This window comes from Pseudomonas sp. MWU318, from assembly GCF_016756945.1.
Classification (GTDB): Bacteria; Pseudomonadota; Gammaproteobacteria; order Pseudomonadales; family Pseudomonadaceae; genus Aquipseudomonas; species Aquipseudomonas putida_A.
In genome coordinates this window covers 72,788-90,522 of the sequence record NZ_JAESJL010000010.1, presented here as the reverse complement: position 1 = coordinate 90,522, position 17,735 = coordinate 72,788, and the positions used below count along the sequence as shown (strand labels likewise).

Sequence of the window (17,735 nt, the reverse complement as noted above, 5' to 3'; positions counted from 1 at the left end):
GGGACTGACTCCCCGAACTACCTCGAACACCGTTTAACTCTGACTCCGCCGCTACGCCCCGGCCATCCAGCGCGCCAGACCATGCCGTCCGCTAACCCCCAGTTTGGCGGTCGCCCGTTTGAGGTAGGTCTCGACCGAACTGCTCTTGACCCGCAGTATCTCGGCCAGTTGCGGCACGGTACCGCCGGTCAACAGACCCAGGCAGACTTCTTTCTCCCGCGCCGACAGCACGATGCCGCCCAGCGCCAGACGTTCGTCAAACACCTGCTGCAACGGCGCCTGCTCCAGATCGGCCAAGGGCTGGCGTGGCTGTTTGGCGACGATCTGCCGACTGAGCTGCGCGTGCCGCTCGATCAGCGGCAGCAGGGTGTCGGACAGGCTTTTCAGAAACGACAGCTCCGGCAAGGAAAACACTCGTTGCGTATGCGGTCGGTAGAACGAGATGACACAGCGGCGATTAGAGGTGCGGGACACCAGATTGCACTGGTGCACGCTGTGCTGCGGATGTTGCGGCTGGAGCGACGCTTTGAGTTGAATCAGCAGGGAATCATTCATCTCGATCATCTTCTGCAACAACGGATGATCGTCCGGACTTTTCAACGGGTCCGGTGGCGGGAAGGTCTGCGGCAGTCCGGCGCTGCCCAGCGCCTTGATCTCGACCACGCTGGCCTGACGTTCGTCCAGCGTCCACTCACTGAGATCGACGCGATTGACCGGCACCAGAGTGTCGACCAACTGGAACATATTGCTGGCGAAATGATCGTCGCCGGTGCTGGCAATCAGTTCCCCCAGTTGCCAGTAGAAGTGCGGGTTTTCCATGTTGCGAATGCTGCCGGTCAGATTCATATCCTTGTCATCCCTGGTTCCGAGTCATCACCGAGTCGTCCGCTGTCTATGCAAAAGCCGCCCACGCAATCGTCTCTCCTTGAAACTGATCTGGGGCGGGATTTAAGCCTATGGATTTGTTCTGCGTCTGTAGGGGAAAACAGGGACACAAAGTGCCATCATTTCTGAAAGTTGGCGCCGGGCTTCTGACGCCATTTGCTACAGGTGTTGCGCATCGCGTGACTGTTTGGTCACGGCAAGACCTTGAAAATCGGGGCTTTTGCGTTTTTGTGAGATCACAACGCAGGTCGATGGCAGCGCTGGTGTGTGGCATTTTTCCTACAGGATTTTCAGTGTTTCCTCTCCGAACTTTTAGTGGGTTCCCACCCAATCAGGGGCTACAAGCGCTCACAGGCCAGCGCCCGGGGCGGGGTTGTCCGGGTTTTACGTGTCATGTCGGCATCGGGGCCGATGCTTGAATAGGCGCAAAATCACATGAGAAGGATCTTATGCCGCCTATTTCTGCCTCTGCGGTGGCCACGCCGTCCGCATCGCTCCAGACGTATCCGCTGACCGCTGCGCAGCTGGATATCTGGCTGGATCAGCTGAGTCGCGGGGATTCGCCGCTGTACAACATCGGCGGCTACCTGGATCTCAATGGCCCGCTGGATCCGGCGCGGATGCAGGCTGCGCTGGAAGCACTGGTAGCCCGGCATGACGCGCTGCGCACGATTCTGCTGCCGGGCGCTGGCGCCGATGGCCTGCCTTTGCAGCAGTTCGCCCGGTCAGTAGCGGTGCCGATGCCGATCAGCGATGTGTCGGCGCACAGCGACCCGGAATCGGCGGCGCGGGCATTGGTGCAAGCACGCATCGATCAACCCTTTGTGCTGGACGGCGGCTGCCTGTTGCGCTTTCTGTTGATCCGTCTGAATGACCAGCGACACTGGCTGTCCGTGCAGGCTCACCACTTGATCGTCGATGGCTGGGGCTTCGGCGAAATGTTCAAGTCGCTGGACGAGATCTACAACGCGCTGGCGCACGGTCAACCGGCACCGGTCGCGGCGCCTTCGTACATCGACTTCATCGAGGACAATGCGCGCTATCACGCGTCGCCGCGTTATGCGCAGGATCGCGCCTACTGGCTGGACAAGTACCGACAATTGCCCGAGCCGCTGTTGCAGCCACGGCATCAGCAGAGCCTGGGCGGCCAAACCGCGCAGACGCAGGTCTACGCGCAGCCGTTGCCGGCGCTGCTGCACGAGCGCATGCAGCAGGTGGCCCGAGCGTTCGGCGCCTCGGCGTTCCATGTGTTGCTGGCGGCGCTGCATGTCTACTTCAGCCGCACCGCACAACGTGACGAATGGGTGGTTGGATTGCCGATTCTCAACCGCTCCGGCGCGCGCTTCAAATCCACGCTTGGGCTGTTCGCCCAGGTCAGTGCGGTGCGCATGAGCTTCGGTCGCCACTGCACGTTCGCTGAACTGGTGAGTACGATCCGTGAGGAACTGCGCAAGGATTTCCGCCATCAGCGTTTCCCCGTGAGTGAGATGAACCGCGCCCTCGGCCTGCTGCGGGAGGAGCGCTCGCAGCTGTTCGAGGTCACGGTGTCCTACGAGCAGGGCACTCACGATTATCGCTACGGCGAGGCGTCGGGACGGATCATCAAGGCCTCGAACGTCGAAGAGGCCACACCGCTGGCGGTGCACTTGCTGAGCAATCTGGCCAATGATGACGCGCGGCTGTACCTGATCTACAGCGAGGCGTATTTCAGCGCCGACGAAGTCAAGGCATTGACCGAGCGCTGGTTGCTGATTCTGGAGCAGGGGCTGGAAGCGGTGAATCTGGCGGTGGCGGATTTCGACCTGAGCACACCCGAAGAAACCGCGCGGCTGCAACAGTGGAATGCCACGCGGGTGGACTACCCGGCGCCGACGACCATTCAGCAGCGTATCGAAGCGCAGGCGACGCTACGGCCGCACGCGCTGGCGGCGGTTGATCAGGGGCAAAGCCTGACCTATGCCGAACTCAATCAACGCGCCAACGCGCTGGCTCATCATCTGCTCGATCTCGGGGTGCGCCCGGATGACCGGGTGGCGATCGTTGCCCGGCGCGGGCTCGACACGCTGGTCGGACTGTTGGCGATCCTCAAGGCTGGCGCCGCGTATGTACCGCTGGATCCGGCGCATCCAGCCGAGCGCCTGAGCTACCTGCTGGAGGACAGCGCGCCCATCGCGGTGCTGACCCAGCGCGCGCTGCGCGGGCATTTGCCGGCGTTGTCGGTGCCGCTGATCGAGCTGGATCAGCCGAGTTGGTCGGCTGGCCGGGTCGACGCGCCGAAGGTGCCGGGGCTGACTCCGGCCAACCTCGCTTATGTGATTTACACCTCCGGTTCGACCGGCCTGCCCAAGGGGGTGATGGTCGAGCACCGCACCTTGTGCAATCTGGTCGATTGGCACACTGACGTTTTCGACCTGCGCGCCGGCAGCCATACCTCAAGCCTGGCCGGTTTCGGTTTCGATGCGATGGCCTGGGAAGTCTGGCCGGCGCTGTGCGTGGGCGCGACCCTGCACCTGGCGCCGGTCAGCGAGGACAGCGAAGACATCGATGCGCTGCTCGACTGGTGGCGTGCGCAGCCGCTGGACGTGAGCTTCTTACCGACGCCGATCGCCGAATACGCGTTCAGCCGCCAGCTCGATCACCCGACGTTGCGCACGCTGCTGATCGGTGGCGACCGCCTGCGCCAGTTCCCGCGTCAGCCATCGTTCGAAGTGATCAACAACTACGGCCCGACCGAAGCCACCGTGGTGGCGACCTCGGGGCGCATCGACGCCGGGCAGGCGCTGCACATCGGCAAACCGGTGAGCAACGCCACGGTGTATCTGCTCGACGAGCAGCAGCAACCGGTGCCGCTGGGCGTGACGGGCGAGTTGTACGTCGGCGGGGCCGGGGTGGCGCGCGGTTACCTGAACCGCGCAGAGCTGAGCGCGGAGCGTTTCCTGCGCGATCCGTTCAGTGCTCAACCGGGCGCGCGCCTGTACCGCACCGGCGACCTTGCACGCTGGCGCGCCGACGGCAATCTCGAGTACCTGGGGCGCAACGATGATCAGGTGAAAATCCGTGGCATCCGGATCGAACCGGGCGAGATCGAGAGCGCACTCGTCAGCCATTCGGCGGTGCGCGAAGCGGTGGTGCTGGTGCGCGACGGACAATTGCTGGCGTGGTTCACCGAGCAGGCGCCGCTGGACATTAATGAGCTGCACGCGCAGCTGAAAAGTCGCCTGAGCAGCGCCATGCTGCCGAGCGCCTACGTGCGTCTTACGGCGCTGCCGCTGACCGCCAACGGCAAGGTCGATCGCAAGGCACTGCCGGCGCCCGGGCCGGACGATCTGATTCGCCGCGAATACGAGGCGCCGCAGGGTGAGGTCGAAATCGCTCTGGCGCAGATCTGGGCCGAAGTCCTGCAAGTCGAGCGGGTCGGGCGTCACGATCACTTCTTCGAACTCGGCGGGCATTCGTTGCTGGCAGTGATTCTGATCGAGCGCATGCGTCAGCTCGATCTGAGCAGCGACGTGCGCGTGCTTTTCAGTCAACCGACCCTGGCGGCGCTGGCGGCTTCGGTCGGCAGCGGTCGAGAGATCGAAGTGCCGGCCAACCGCATCGCCGCCGATTGCACCCACATCACTCCGGCAATGCTGCCGCTGGTGCAACTGCAGCAGGCGGACATCGAGCGAATCGTCGCCACCGTGCCGGGCGGCGCGGCCAACGTGCAGGACATCTATCCGTTGGCACCGCTGCAGGAGGGCATTCTTTATCACCACATTACTGCTGAGCAGGGCGATCCGTACCTGCTGCAATCGCAACTGGCGTTCGACAGTCTTGAACGCGTCGAGGCTTTCGCTGCGGCACTGCGCGAGGTCATGGCGCGCCACGACATTTTGCGCACCGCGGTGCTCTGGGAAGGCCTGACCACCCCGGTGCAGGTGGTGTGGCGCGAGGCGATTCTGCCGGTACAGGAGATCGAACTGGATCCGGCCAACGGCCCGATCATCGAGCAGTTGCACGCGCGCTTCAACGCCCGGCGTTATCGCCTCGACGTCAGCCAGGCGCCGCTGATGCGCCTGGTGTATGCCCGTGATCCGGCGCTGGATCGGGTGGTGGGGATTCTGCTGTTCCATCACTTGGCGATGGATCACATCGCCCTCGAAGTGATGCGCGGCGAGATGCAGGCCAGCCTGTCGGGGCAGGTCGTGGCGCTGGCGCCGCCGGTGCCGTATCGCAATTACGTGGCGCAGACGCGGCTGGGTGTCAGCGAGCAGGAACACGAGGCGTTTTTCCGCGCGCAACTGGCGGACATCGACGAGCCGACCCTGCCATTCGGCTTGCAGGAAGTGCAGGGCGACGGGCGCGGCATCGACGAAGCGCAGCAGGCGCTGCCGACTGACGTTTATCAGCGCTTGCGCACCCAGGCGCGACAGGCCGGGGTCAGTGTGGCGAGCCTGATTCATCTGGCGTGGGCGCGGGTGCTGGCAGCGACGTCCGGCCAGCAACGTGTGGTGTTCGGCACCGTGCTGATGGGGCGCATGCAAGGCGGCGAGGGCGCCGACCGGGCCTTGGGCGTGTTCATCAACAGCTTGCCGCTGCGCATCGACGTCGATGCCGGGGTGCTCGACGCGGTGCGCGCCACCCATGCGCGGCTGACCGCGCTGCTCGGGCATGAGCACGCGTCGCTGGCACTGGCTCAGCGCTGCAGCGGCGTCGCCTCGCCGTCACCGTTGTTCAGCGCGCTGCTCAATTATCGGCACAGTGACGAGTCCGAACTGCTGGAGCCATCCAGTCAGGCTTGGCAAGGCATCGAAACCCTGGCCAACGAGGAGCGCACCAATTACCCGCTGACCATGAGCGTGGACGATTTCGGCAACGGCTTGCGCCTCACCGGCAGGGCCGTGGCGCAGATCGGCGCGCAGCGGATTTGCGGCTACATGCAAGCCGCGTTGCACGGTTTGCTGCAGGCGTTGGAGCAGACCCCGCAACAGCCGTTGAACCGCTTGCCGATCCTGCAGCCCGAGGAGTTGCAACGTTTGCTGATCACGTTCAACGCCACCGAGGTCGATTGTCCGCTGGACCAGCCACTGCACGCGTTGTTCGAAGCACAGGTGCGGCGTAAACCGGAGGCCATCGCGCTGCAATCCGCGCAGGGAACCCTGACTTACCTTGAGCTCAATCAGCGCGCCAACCGTCTGGCCCATCACCTGCGTGAACTCGGCGTGCAACCGGACTCGCGCGTAGCGATCTGCGTCGAACGCGGGCTGGATCTGATCGTTGGTTTGCTCGGCATACTCAAGGCCGGTGGTGCTTATGTGCCGCTGGACCCGGACTATCCGCTGGAGCGCCTGAACTACATGTTGCAGGACAGCGCGCCGGTCGCACTGTTGGTGCATGGCGCCACGCGGCAATTGCTCGGCGAGCCGGGTGTGCCGCTGATCAATCTGGATCACGGCAGTTGGGAGCAGCAGACGTCAGGCAATCCGCAGGTACCGGGCCTGAATGCTTCGAACCTCGCTTACATGATCTACACCTCGGGTTCTACGGGGTTGCCGAAAGGCGTGATGATCGAGCATCGCAGTGCCTGCAACATGGTGCACTGGGGTTCGCAGCTCAGTCCGCCGACCGAACACGGTGCGTTGCTGCAAAAGGCACCGTTCAGCTTCGACAGTTCGGTGTGGGAGATCTTCTGGCCGCTGTGCTCCGGGATGCGATTGGTATTGGCGCGGCCGGACGGCAACCGCGATTCGGCCTATGTGGTGCAGACCATCCGCGAGCAGCAGGTCACCGTAGTCAAATTCGTTCCGGCGCTGTTGCAGCAGTTCATTGAGCAGGACGGTGTCGAGCAATGCACCAGCCTGACCGATGTGCTCAACGGTGGCGGCGAACTCAGCGCGGCGCTGGCTCGCCAAGTGCGCGATCGCCTGCCGTGGGTGCGCTTGCACAACGTTTACGGCCCGACTGAAACCACGGTGGACAGCACGGGCTGGACGCTGGAACCGGACATGCCGGTGCCGGACAACGTGGTGCCGATCGGCACAGCACTGAGCAACACTCGGTTGTACGTGCTTGATGCGTACGGTCAACCGGTGCCACAAGGTGTCAGCGGTGAGTTGCACATTGGCGGCCTCGGCGTGGCGCGTGGTTATCACGGTTTGCCGGAAATGCAGGCCGAGCGTTTCATCGACAGCCCGTTTGTGCCGGGGGATCGCCTGTACCGTACGGGGGATCTGGCGCGCTACAACAATCATGGGGAACTGGAATTCCTCGGCCGCAATGACTTCCAGATCAAGCTGCGGGGCTTGCGTCTGGAGCCGGGAGAAATCGAGGCACGGTTGATCGAACATCCGGCGATTCGCCAAGCGGTGGTGATGGTGCGTGATGAGCGTCTGGTGGCCTGGTACACCGTTCGCTCGGGTGTAGAAGCACCCAGTCTGGAGGCCTTGCGCGCGCATGTGCTGGAGCGTTTGCCGGAGTACATGGTGCCGGGCGCGTTCGTATTGCTCGATGCTTTGCCGCTGACACCGAACGACAAGATCGACCGCAAGGCCCTGCCGGAACCGGGGGCAGATGCGGTGATCAACCGCCCATACGTGGCGCCCGAGGGTGAAGTCGAAACCACGCTGGCGCGGATCTGGAGCGAGGTGCTTGGCGTCGAACAGGTCGGTCGGCACGACAACTTCTTCGAACTCGGCGGGCATTCGTTGCTGGCGGTGAGTCTGGTGGCGCGCATGCGTCAGAGCGGTTTGCACACCGACGCCCGAGCGCTGTTCAGCCAGCCGACGCTGGCGGCGCTGGCGCTCAGCACCACACCTGAGGCGCAGCACGTGTTCATCCCGCAAACCACCATCCCGAGCCTCAACCGCAAACGCCGGCTCTGACGCCGCCCCTGTAGGAGCTGCCGCAGGCTGCGATCTTTTGATCTTGCTGTTAAAACCAAATCAAAAGATCGCAGCCTGCGGCAGCTCCTACAGGGGGGTTGCGGTGCAGTAGCCGGCAGCTTGTCCCCGCTTCCCATGTCAGCCCCCCAGGCCCCGATGTTTTAGTTTTTCCAGGCTGCGCACAGCAGGCATGGACTCGCGGCTGCGCGCTCCTTTTTCTCGTATTTACAGCAGGTTATCCCATGCATTTCAGCGAACTGATGGCTGTTCTTTCCACCCATGCGATCCGCCTTCAACAGGAAGATGAAGACCTGGTCATTCTGGGCAGCGACGACGCGCTGGACGATGCGTTGTGGGACAGCCTCAGCCAACACAAGACGCAGCTGCTGGAACTGGTCGCGCAAAACGGTGGCGACTGGCTGAGTCCGGCGTTTCGCATCACCCCGGACATGCTGCCGCTGGTGATTCTGGATCAGCCGACCATCGATCGCCTGGTCGCCAAAGTACCCGGCGGCGCCGCCAACCTGCAGGACATTTACCCGCTGGCGCCGCTGCAGGAAGGCATGCTTTATCTGCACCTGTCAGCGCCCGCCGGTGACCCCTACGTGTCGCAAGCGCGATTCGCCTTCGACAGCCGCGAACGTCTGGAGGCTTTCGCCGAGGCGCTGCAATGGATGATCGAACGCCACGACATTCTGCGCACCTCGTTCGTCTGGGAACGCCTGGACGAACCGCTGCAAGTGGTGCAGCGGCAGGCTCGTCTGTACTGCGAAGAAATCGCCCTCGACCCGGGCTCGGATGTCCTGACGCAACTGCTGGAGCGCCACGACCCACGGTTCTTCCGCCTCGACATCCAGCAGGCGCCGCTGCTGCGCCTGGTGTACGCCATGGATCCGGCCAACGGGCGCGTGGTTGCGCTGTTGCTGTTCCACCACCTGATCATGGACCACGTCGCCCTCGACGTGGTGCGCCGCGAAACCCGTGCGCACCTGCTCGGCCAGACCGCGCAGGTCGGGCCGCCGGTGCCGTACCGTGATCACCTGGCCAAGGCGCGCATGGGCCTGGACGAGCAGGTTCACGAAGCGTTTTTCCGCGAGATGCTCGCCGACATCGACGAGCCGACCTTGCCGTGTGGTCTGCAGGATGTGCAGGGCGACGGCCAGGACATCGAAGAAGCCGTGCTGATGCTCGACACCGATTTCAGCCGGCAACTGCGCGGCCAGGCACGTCAGCTCGGCGTCAGTGTGGCGAGCCTGATGCACCTGGCGCTGGCGCGGGTGCTCGGCCAGTTGTCGGGCCGCACCGCCGTGGTGTTCGGCACCGTGTTGCTGGGGCGGATGGAGGCGGGCGAGGGCGGCGAACAGGCGCTGGGGATGTTCATCAACACATTGCCGCTGCGCGTGGATGTCGGGCAGGACGGCGTGCGTGCCGGGGTGCTGGCCACCCATCGACGCCTGACCGCGTTGCTCGGCCATGAGCAGACCTCGCTGGCACTGGCCCAGCGTTGCAGCGCGGTGGCGGTGCCGACGCCGTTGTTCAGCGCGATCCTCAACTATCGCCACAGCAGCAGTGAAGAGATCGCCGAGGTCAGCGAACTGGCCCCCGGCGTGCAAGTGCTGGGCGCCCGCGAGCGCACGAACTACCCGCTGACGATCAACATCGACGACCTCGGCGAAGACTTGCGCATCACCGCGCTGGCGGATGCGGCGCTGGGTGCCGAACGCATCGCCGCTTACCTGCACACCGCGTTGCACAGCCTGCTGCAGGCCTTGCAATCGACCCCGGATGCACCGCTGCAACGCCTGAATATCCTGCCGGCGGCCGAGCGCGAATACCTGCTGCACGGGGTCAACTCGCCGTTGCCGCAGTTCCCGGAAACCCCGCTGATTCACCAGCAGTTCGAAGCCCACGCGGCGGCGCGTCCAGAGGCCACAGCGCTGCTGTTCGAGGAGCAGACGCTGAGCTACGGCGAGCTCAACCGCCGCGCCAACCAGCTTGCCCACCACCTGCTGGCGCGGGGGATTCGTCCGGATCAGCGCGTGGCGATCTGCGTTGAGCGCGGCCCGCAAATGCTCATCGGCCTGCTCGGTATCCTCAAGGCGGGCACCGGTTACGTGCCGATCGACCCGGCCTATCCACTGGAGCGCATCGCCTACACCTTGCAGGACAGCGCCCCGGTGGCGCTGCTGACCCAGGCCGATACGCTGGATCGGGTTGGCGCGCTCAATGTGCCGATCATCGATCTGGACAGCCTGCAGTTGCAGGCTGAACTCAGCAGCAATCCGCAGATTCCCGAGCTGACCCCAAATCACCTCGCCTACGTGATCTACACCTCCGGTTCCACCGGGCTGCCCAAGGGCGTGATGGTCGAACACCGCAACGTGGTGCGCCTGTTTTCGGCGACCCACGACTGGTTCAACTTCAACCCGCAGGACGTGTGGGCGCTGTTCCATTCCTTCGCTTTCGACTTCTCGGTGTGGGAAATCTGGGGCGCGCTGGCGTTTGGCGGCCAGTTGTTGCTGGTGCCGCAGGCCGTGAGCCGCTCGCCGGACGACTGCTACGCGCTGCTGTGCCGCACTGGCGTCACCGTGCTCAATCAGACCCCGAGCGCCTTCCGCCAGTTGATCGCCGCGCAGGGCCGCAGTCCGTTGCAGCACTCGTTGCGCGAAGTGATCTTCGGCGGCGAAGCACTGGAACCGGGCCTGCTCAAACCGTGGTACGCGCGGGTCGGCAATGCCGGTACACGGTTGGTGAACATGTACGGCATCACCGAAACCACGGTGCACGTGACCTATCGGCCACTGCAGGCAGCGGACTCGCTACTGGTCGGGCGCAGCCCGATCGGTGTGGGCATTCCCGACCTGCAACTGTACGTGCTCGACGCGCAGCGCGAGCCGGTGCCGGCCGGCGTGATCGGCGAGTTGTACGTCGGCGGCGCCGGGGTTGCCCGGGGTTATCTCAATCGTGACGCGCTGACTGCTGAACGCTTTATCGCCGACCCGTTCAGCGGCCGTGCCGAGGCGCGACTGTACAAGACCGGTGACCTGGCGCGCTGGTCAGCGGATGGCAGCCTCGAATACCTCGGGCGCAACGACGATCAAGTGAAGATCCGTGGTTTCCGCATCGAACTCGGTGAAATCGAAGCTCGCCTCGCCGCCTGCCCCGGGGTGCGCGAAGCGCTGGTGATCGCCCGCGAAGACAGCCCCGGTGACAAGCGTCTGGTGGCCTACTGGCTAGCCGCCGCAGGCACTGAACCGAGCGCCGCGCAATTGCGCGACGCGTTGCTGCAATCGCTGGCCGACTACATGGTGCCGAGCGCCTTTGTGCGCCTCGACGCCATACCGCTGACCACCAACGGCAAGCTTGATCGCAAAGCCTTGCCGCAACCGGACAGCGATGCGTTTGCCCGGCGCGGCTTCGAAGCTCCGCTGGGGCCGGTGGAAACCCTGATCGCCGGAATCTGGCAGAGCCTGCTCGGTGTCGAGCAAGTCGGGCGGCATGACAATTTCTTCGAACTCGGCGGCCATTCGCTGTTGGCGGTGAAACTGATCGAACGCATGCGCCAGCACGACTTGCAGTGCGACGTGCGCGTGCTGTTCGGCCAGCCGAGCGTCGCGGCACTGGCGGCGACCCTGAGCCACAGTCACGCCCTGCGGGTGCCGGACAATCTGATTACTGCCGATTGCACGCGGATCACCCCGGACATGCTGCCGCTGGCCACGCTGGATCAGGCCGCCATCGACCGCGTGGTCGCCAGTGTGCCCGGCGGCGTCGGCAATGTGCAGGACATTTACGGCCTGGCACCGTTGCAGGCGGGGATTCTCTACCACCATCTGGCGACCAGCGCCGGTGACCCGTACGTGTTGCAGGCGCAATTTGCCTTCGCCGGACTGGCGCAGATCAAGGCCTTCGTCCGTGCGTTGAACGCAGTGATCGAACGCCACGACATTCTGCGCACCAGTGTGGTCTGGGAAGGGCTTGAAGAACCGGTGCAAGTGGTCTGGCGCGAGGCGCCGCTGGCGCTGGAACGGGTCGATGCCGACCTGCTGGTCGGCGATGTGCTGGAGCAGATGCAAGCACGGTTCGATCCGCGGCACTATCGCCTCGACCTGCGCCGCGCACCGCTGATGCGTCTGGCCTACACCGAAGATCGTGAACAGCAACGCTGGGTCGGCATCCTGTTGCTGCACCACATCGTGCTCGACCACACCGCACTGGAAGTGTTGCTCGCGGAAATGAACGACAGCCTGTACCCGAGCGGCGTCGATCTGCCGCCGCCGGCGCAGTACCGCAACTACGTGGCGCAGTCGCAACAGCAGGCCAATGCCGAGGCGCATGAAGCGTTCTTCCGCGACATGCTCGGCGATATCGACGAGCCGACCGTGGCCTTCGGTGTGCAGGATGTGCATGGCGATGGCAGCAGCATCGTCGACAGCGAGCAGGCGCTGGACGCCGGCGTGGCCGAGCGCTTGCGCGAGCAGGCGCGCCGCCTCGGCATCAGCGCGGCCAGCCTGGTGCACCAGGCCTGGGGCCAGGTGCTGGCGCAGGTTTCGGGGCGCGAAGAGGTGGTGTTCGGCACCGTGCTGCTCGGGCGCATGCAGGGTGGCGAGGGCGCCGATCGCGCACTCGGCATGTTCATCAACACCTTGCCGTTGCGGGTCAGTGTTGGCGCGACCGACGTGCAGCAAGGCGTGCGCGCTACCCATGAACGTCTGGCGCAACTGCTCGCGCATGAGCAGGCCTCGCTGTCGCTGGCCCAGCGTTGCAGCGGTGTGGCCGCGTCGCTGCCGCTGTTCAGCAGCTTGCTCAACTATCGCCACAGCGCGGCCGAACCGGCAGGCGTGACTTGGGACGGGATCGAGATTCTCAGCTCGCGCGAGCGCAGCAACTATCCGCTGGTGGTCAGCGTCGATGACCTCGGCACCGGTTTCCGCCTGAGCGTGCAGGCGGTGCCGCAGGTGGATGGTGCGCGGGTCTGCGATTACCTGCAAACCGCGCTGCACAACTTGCTGACCGCTCTGGAGCACTCGCCAGCAACGTCGCTGCGGCAGATATCGGTGCTGTCGCCGAGTGAACGGCAGCGGGTCCTGGTCGGCTTTAATATCACCGGTCGCGATTACCCGCCGGCGCAAACCGTGCAGCGTTTGTTCGAGGCCCAGGCGGCCGCGCACCCCGAGGCATTGGCGGCGGTGCAAGGTACACGGCAGTTGAGCTATGGCGAACTCAATCAGCGGGCCAATCGACTGGCGCATCACCTGATTGGCCTAGGCGTGCAGCCCGATGACCGGGTCGCCCTGTGCGCCCGGCGCAGCCCGGACATGCTGGTCGCGCTGCTGGCGATCCTCAAGGCCGGCGCCGGTTATGTGCCGGTCGATCCGGCGTATCCGCCGGAACGCATCGCCTATCTGTTGCAGGACTGCGCCCCGGTGGCGGTGGTGGCGCAGGCATCGACTCGCGATCTGCTCGGTGGCGTGCCGGTCATCGATCTGGACAACGACCTCTGGCAGCACCTGTCGGATGCCAATCCGCAGGTGCCGGCATTAACCCCGAACCATCTGGCTTACGTGATCTACACCTCCGGCTCCACCGGCCAACCGAAAGGGGTGATGGTCGAGCATGCGACCCTGGAAAACCTTGTGTACTGGCACGCCGAAGCTTTCGACTTGCAGGCCGGCAGCCAGACCGCGAGCGTCGCCGGCTTCGGGTTCGATGCCATGGCCTGGGAAGTCTGGCCGGCACTGTGTGTCGGCGCGACGTTGCATCTGCCGCCGCCGTCGATCCGCAACGAGCACCTCGACGAGTTGCTCGACTGGTGGTGCGCGCAGCCGTTGCAGGTCAGCTTCTTGCCGACGCCCGTGGCCGAATACGCGTTCAGCCGGCAATTGCAGCACCCGACCTTGCGCACGCTGCTGATCGGCGGCGACCGACTGCGTCAGTTCAGTCGTGCGCAAACCTTCGACGTGATCAACAACTATGGCCCGACCGAAGCCACGGTGGTCGCCACCTCGGGGCCGGTCTCGCTGAATCAGCCGCTGCACATCGGCCGTCCGATCGCCAACGCCAAAATCTATGTGCTGGACGCCGAGCAGCGCCCGGTGCCGGTGGGTGTGGCGGGCGAGTTGTATGTTGGCGGGGCCGGCGTGGCGCGCGGTTATCTGAATCGCCCCGAGCTGAGCGCTGCGCAGTTCCTCTTCGACCCATTCAGCGATGAGCCGCAGGCGCGCATGTACCGCACCGGCGATCAGGCGCGTTGGCTGGCCGACGGCAACATCGAGTACCTGGGGCGCAACGATGATCAGGTCAAACTGCGTGGCGTGCGTGTCGAACTCGGTGAAATCGAAGCCGCGCTCGGCAGTCACGTTGCACTGCAGGAAGTGGTGGTGCTGGTTCGCGATGGGCGGCTGATTGCGTGGTTCACCGAGCGCACGGCGGTCGATATTCAACAGTTGCATACGCATTTACAAGCACGCTTGCCGGATGCGCTGTTGCCGTCGGCGTACGTACGGCTGGACGCGTTGCCGTTGACCGCCAACGGCAAGATCGACCGCAAGGCCTTGCCGGAACCGGAGCAGGGCGCGTGGCTCAGCCGCGAATATGAAGCGCCACAAGGTGCGGTGGAAACCGCGCTGGCGCAGATCTGGATCGACGTGCTGAAAGTCGAGCGGGTCGGGCGTCACGACAACTTCTTCGAATTGGGCGGGCATTCGCTGTTGGCGGTGAGCCTGATCGAACGCATGCGCCAGATTGACCTCGCGGCCGACGTGCGCGTGCTGTTCAATCAGCCGACTCTGGCCGCACTGGCCGCCGCTGTGGGCAGCGGTCGCGAAATCGAGGTGCCAGCCAACCGCATTCCGCCGGGTTGCACGCACATCACCCCGGACCTGCTCAGCCTGACCGAACTCGATCAAGCGAGCATCGAGCGCATCGTCGCCACGGTGCCGGGTGGGGCCGCCAACGTGCAGGATATCTATCCGCTGGCACCGTTGCAGGAAGGCATTCTTTACCACCACCTGAGCGCCGAACAGGGCGATCCGTACCTGCTGCAATCGCGGCTGATCTTCGACAGCGTCGAGCGCTTGCGCACCTTCAGCCAAGCCTTGCGGCAGGTCATCGCGCGCCACGACATTCTGCGCACCAGTGTGGTCTGGGAAGGGCTGGCGAGTCCGCAGCAAGTGGTCTGGCGTCAGGCGCCGCTGGTGGTGCAAGCGGTGCCGCTGGATCCGGCGCAGGGCGACGTCCTCGAACAGTTGCACGCGCGGTTCGATGCCCGGCACAACCGCCTCGACCTGAGCCAGGCGCCGCTGATGCGCATCGTCTACGCCGAAGACCCGGCGCAGCAACGGGTGGTGGCGATCATCCTGTTCCAGCACTTGATTCTCGACCACACCGCCATGGAGGTGGTCGGCCAGGAAATGCGTGCTTTCATGTTCGATCAGGCCGACAGCCTCGGCACGCCGATGCCGTACCGCAACTACGTGGCGCAGGCGCGTCTGGGCGCCAGCGAGCAGGAGCACGAAACGTTCTTCCGCGACATGCTCGGCGATATCGATGAACCGACCCTGCCGTTCGGTCTGCACGACGTGCAAGGCGATGGCGGCGACATCGAGGAGGCGCAGCAGGCCGTCGATGCCGGGTTGACCCTGCGTCTGCGTGAACAGGCACGGCAGTTGGGTGTCAGCCCGGCGAGCCTGATGCACCTGGCCTGGGCGCAGGTGCTGGGCGTGCTTGCCAATCGCCGCGACGTGGTCTTCGGCACAGTGCTATTGGGTCGTTTGCAGGGCGGTGAAGGCGCGGATCGCACCCTCGGCGTGTTCATCAACACCTTGCCGCTGCGGGTGGATGTCAGCGAAGGCGTGCGCTCTGCGGTCAAGACCACCCACGCCCGGCTGACCGCGCTGCTGGCCCATGAACATGCGCCACTGGCGCTGGCCCAGCGTTGCAGCGCGGTGTCCGGCGCGCCGCTGTTCAGCGCCTTGCTCAACTACCGGCATACCGTTGCCGAAGCGCAGCCGCGTGACGGTCAGGGCATCTGGGAAGGCGTGCAATTGCTCGGTGGCGAGGAGCGCAGCAACTATCCGCTGACCCTCAGCGTCGACGATCTCGGCGAAGACTTTTCCCTGTCCGTGCTGGCGTTGGCGCAGATCGGCGCGCAACGGATCTGCGGCTACATGCACACCGCGCTGGAGCATCTGGTGCACGCGCTGGAACAGGCGCCGCAACGTCCGCTCAACCGCTTGCCGATTCTTTCGGTCGAGGAATACGAACGCTTGCTGATCGGTTTCAACCCGACGGCGGCGGCATACCCGCGTGGGGCGACGATTCAGAAGCTGGTACAAGTGCAGGCCGAGCAGCAGCCACAGGCACTGGCGGTGGTGCAGGGCACGCAGCAACTGACCTACGCGCAGCTCAATCAGCAGGCCAATCGCCTGGCCCAGCACTTGCTCGGCCTCGGCGTGCAACCGGACGACCGGATTGCCGTGTGCCTGCAACGCAGCCCGCAGATGCTGGTGGCGCTGGTGGCAATTCTCAAGGCCGGCGCCGGTTACGTGCCAATCGACCCGGCGTACCCGGCCGAACGCATCGCGTATTTGTTGCAGGACAGCGATCCGGTGGCGGTGCTGGCGCAGGGATCGACCCGCGAGCTGCTGGGCCTGGTGCCGGTGATCGATCTGGACAATGACACCTGGCAGCATCCGCCGGACAGCAATCCGCAACTGCCAGCACTGACCCCGGCGCATCTGGCCTACGTGATCTACACCTCGGGTTCGACCGGTCAGCCGAAAGGCGTGATGGTCGAACACGCAACCCTGGAAAACCTTGTGCACTGGCACTGCGAGGCGTTCGACCTGCGCGCCGGCAGCCACACCGCCAGCGTCGCCGGTTGCGGTTTCGACGCGATGGCCTGGGAGGTCTGGCCGGCGCTGTGTGTCGGCGCGACCCTGCACCTGCCGCCGCCGTCGATCAGCAACGAACACCTCGATGAACTGCTCGACTGGTGGCGCGCGCAACCGTTGCAGGTAAGTTTCCTGCCGACGCCGATTGCCGAATACGCCTTCAGTCGTGAGTTGGGGCATCCGACCTTGCGCACGCTGTTGATCGGTGGCGACAAGTTGCGCCAGTTCTCGCGTGAGCAGACCTTTGCCGTGATCAACAACTACGGCCCGACCGAGGCCACGGTGGTCGCGACCTCCGGGCAAATCAATACCGGGCAGTTGCTGCACATCGGCCGGCCGATGAGCAACGCCAGAATCTACCTGCTCGATGAACAGCAACGTCCGGTGCCGGTTGGCGTGGCGGGCGAGCTGTACGTCGGTGGCGCGGGCGTGGCCCGTGGTTATCTGAACCGTCCCGAACTGACCGCCGAACGCTTCCTCGAAGACCCGTTCAGTGACGAACCGCAGGCGCGCATGTACCGCACTGGCGATCTCGCGCGCTGGCTGGCCGACGGCAATATCGAGTACCTGGGGCGTAACGACGATCAGGTCAAACTGCGCGGCGTGCGGGTGGAACTGGGTGAAATCGAAGCCGCGCTGTCCAGCCATCCGGCGGTGCAGGACGCGGTGGTGCTGGTGCGCGAGGCGCGGTTGATCGCCTGGTTCACTGCTCGCACAACGGTCGATATCGAGGATCTGCGCGCACATCTGCAGGCGCGTCTGCCACAGGCACTGGTGCCGGCAGCTTACGTGCGGCTTGAGGCGCTGCCACTGACTGCCAACGGCAAACTCGACCGCAAGGGCTTGCCCGAACCGGATCAGGACGCCTGGCTCAGTCGCGAATACGCAGCGCCGCAAGGGCCGGTGGAAACCGCGCTGGCGCAGGTCTGGGCCGAGGTGCTGCAAGTCGAACAGGTCGGGCGGCACGACAACTTCTTTGAACTGGGCGGGCACTCGCTGCTGGCGGTGACTCTGATCGAGCGCATGCGTCAGCTCGGCCTGAGCACCGACGTGCGCGTGCTGTTCAGCCAGCCGACCCTTGCCGCGCTGGCGG

2 protein-coding genes and 2 pseudogenes (1 of these 4 cut by a window edge) are annotated in these 17,735 nt (G+C 64.8%); 3 read left to right on the top strand and 1 reads right to left on the bottom strand.

Annotated elements, in window-relative coordinates:
- Positions 1–51: 51 nt before the first annotated feature.
- Positions 52–846 carry a helix-turn-helix transcriptional regulator gene (locus JN524_RS22110; RefSeq protein ID WP_202370704.1) on the bottom strand — a complete coding sequence of 265 codons (795 nt, stop codon included), beginning with the start codon at positions 844–846 and terminating at the stop codon, positions 52–54.
- Positions 847–1,334: 488 nt separating this feature from the next.
- Between JN524_RS22110 and JN524_RS27595 the strand changes: the two are divergent.
- The 3 genes and pseudogenes from JN524_RS27595 to JN524_RS22100 all read left to right on the top strand — a co-directional run.
- Positions 1,335–2,657 (top strand): annotated as a pseudogene (locus JN524_RS27595) (condensation domain-containing protein); the annotation flags it as partial.
- 90 nt (positions 2,658–2,747) lie between these two features.
- A pseudogene (locus tag JN524_RS22105) lies at positions 2,748–7,748 on the top strand (amino acid adenylation domain-containing protein); the annotation flags it as partial.
- Positions 7,749–7,990: 242 nt separating this feature from the next.
- A protein-coding gene (locus tag JN524_RS22100; protein ID WP_202370702.1) for a non-ribosomal peptide synthetase crosses the window boundary here: on the top strand, positions 7,991–17,735 show its 5' portion. It continues 3,269 nt past the right edge of the window; only the first 9,745 of its 13,014 coding nucleotides appear in the window; it begins with the start codon at positions 7,991–7,993; its stop codon lies beyond the right edge, outside the window.

Coding starts and splice junctions, on each gene's coding strand:
- JN524_RS22110 (WP_202370704.1), bottom strand. CDS start 846: ATGAATCTGACCGGCAGCATTCGCAACATGGAAAACCCGCACTTCTAC.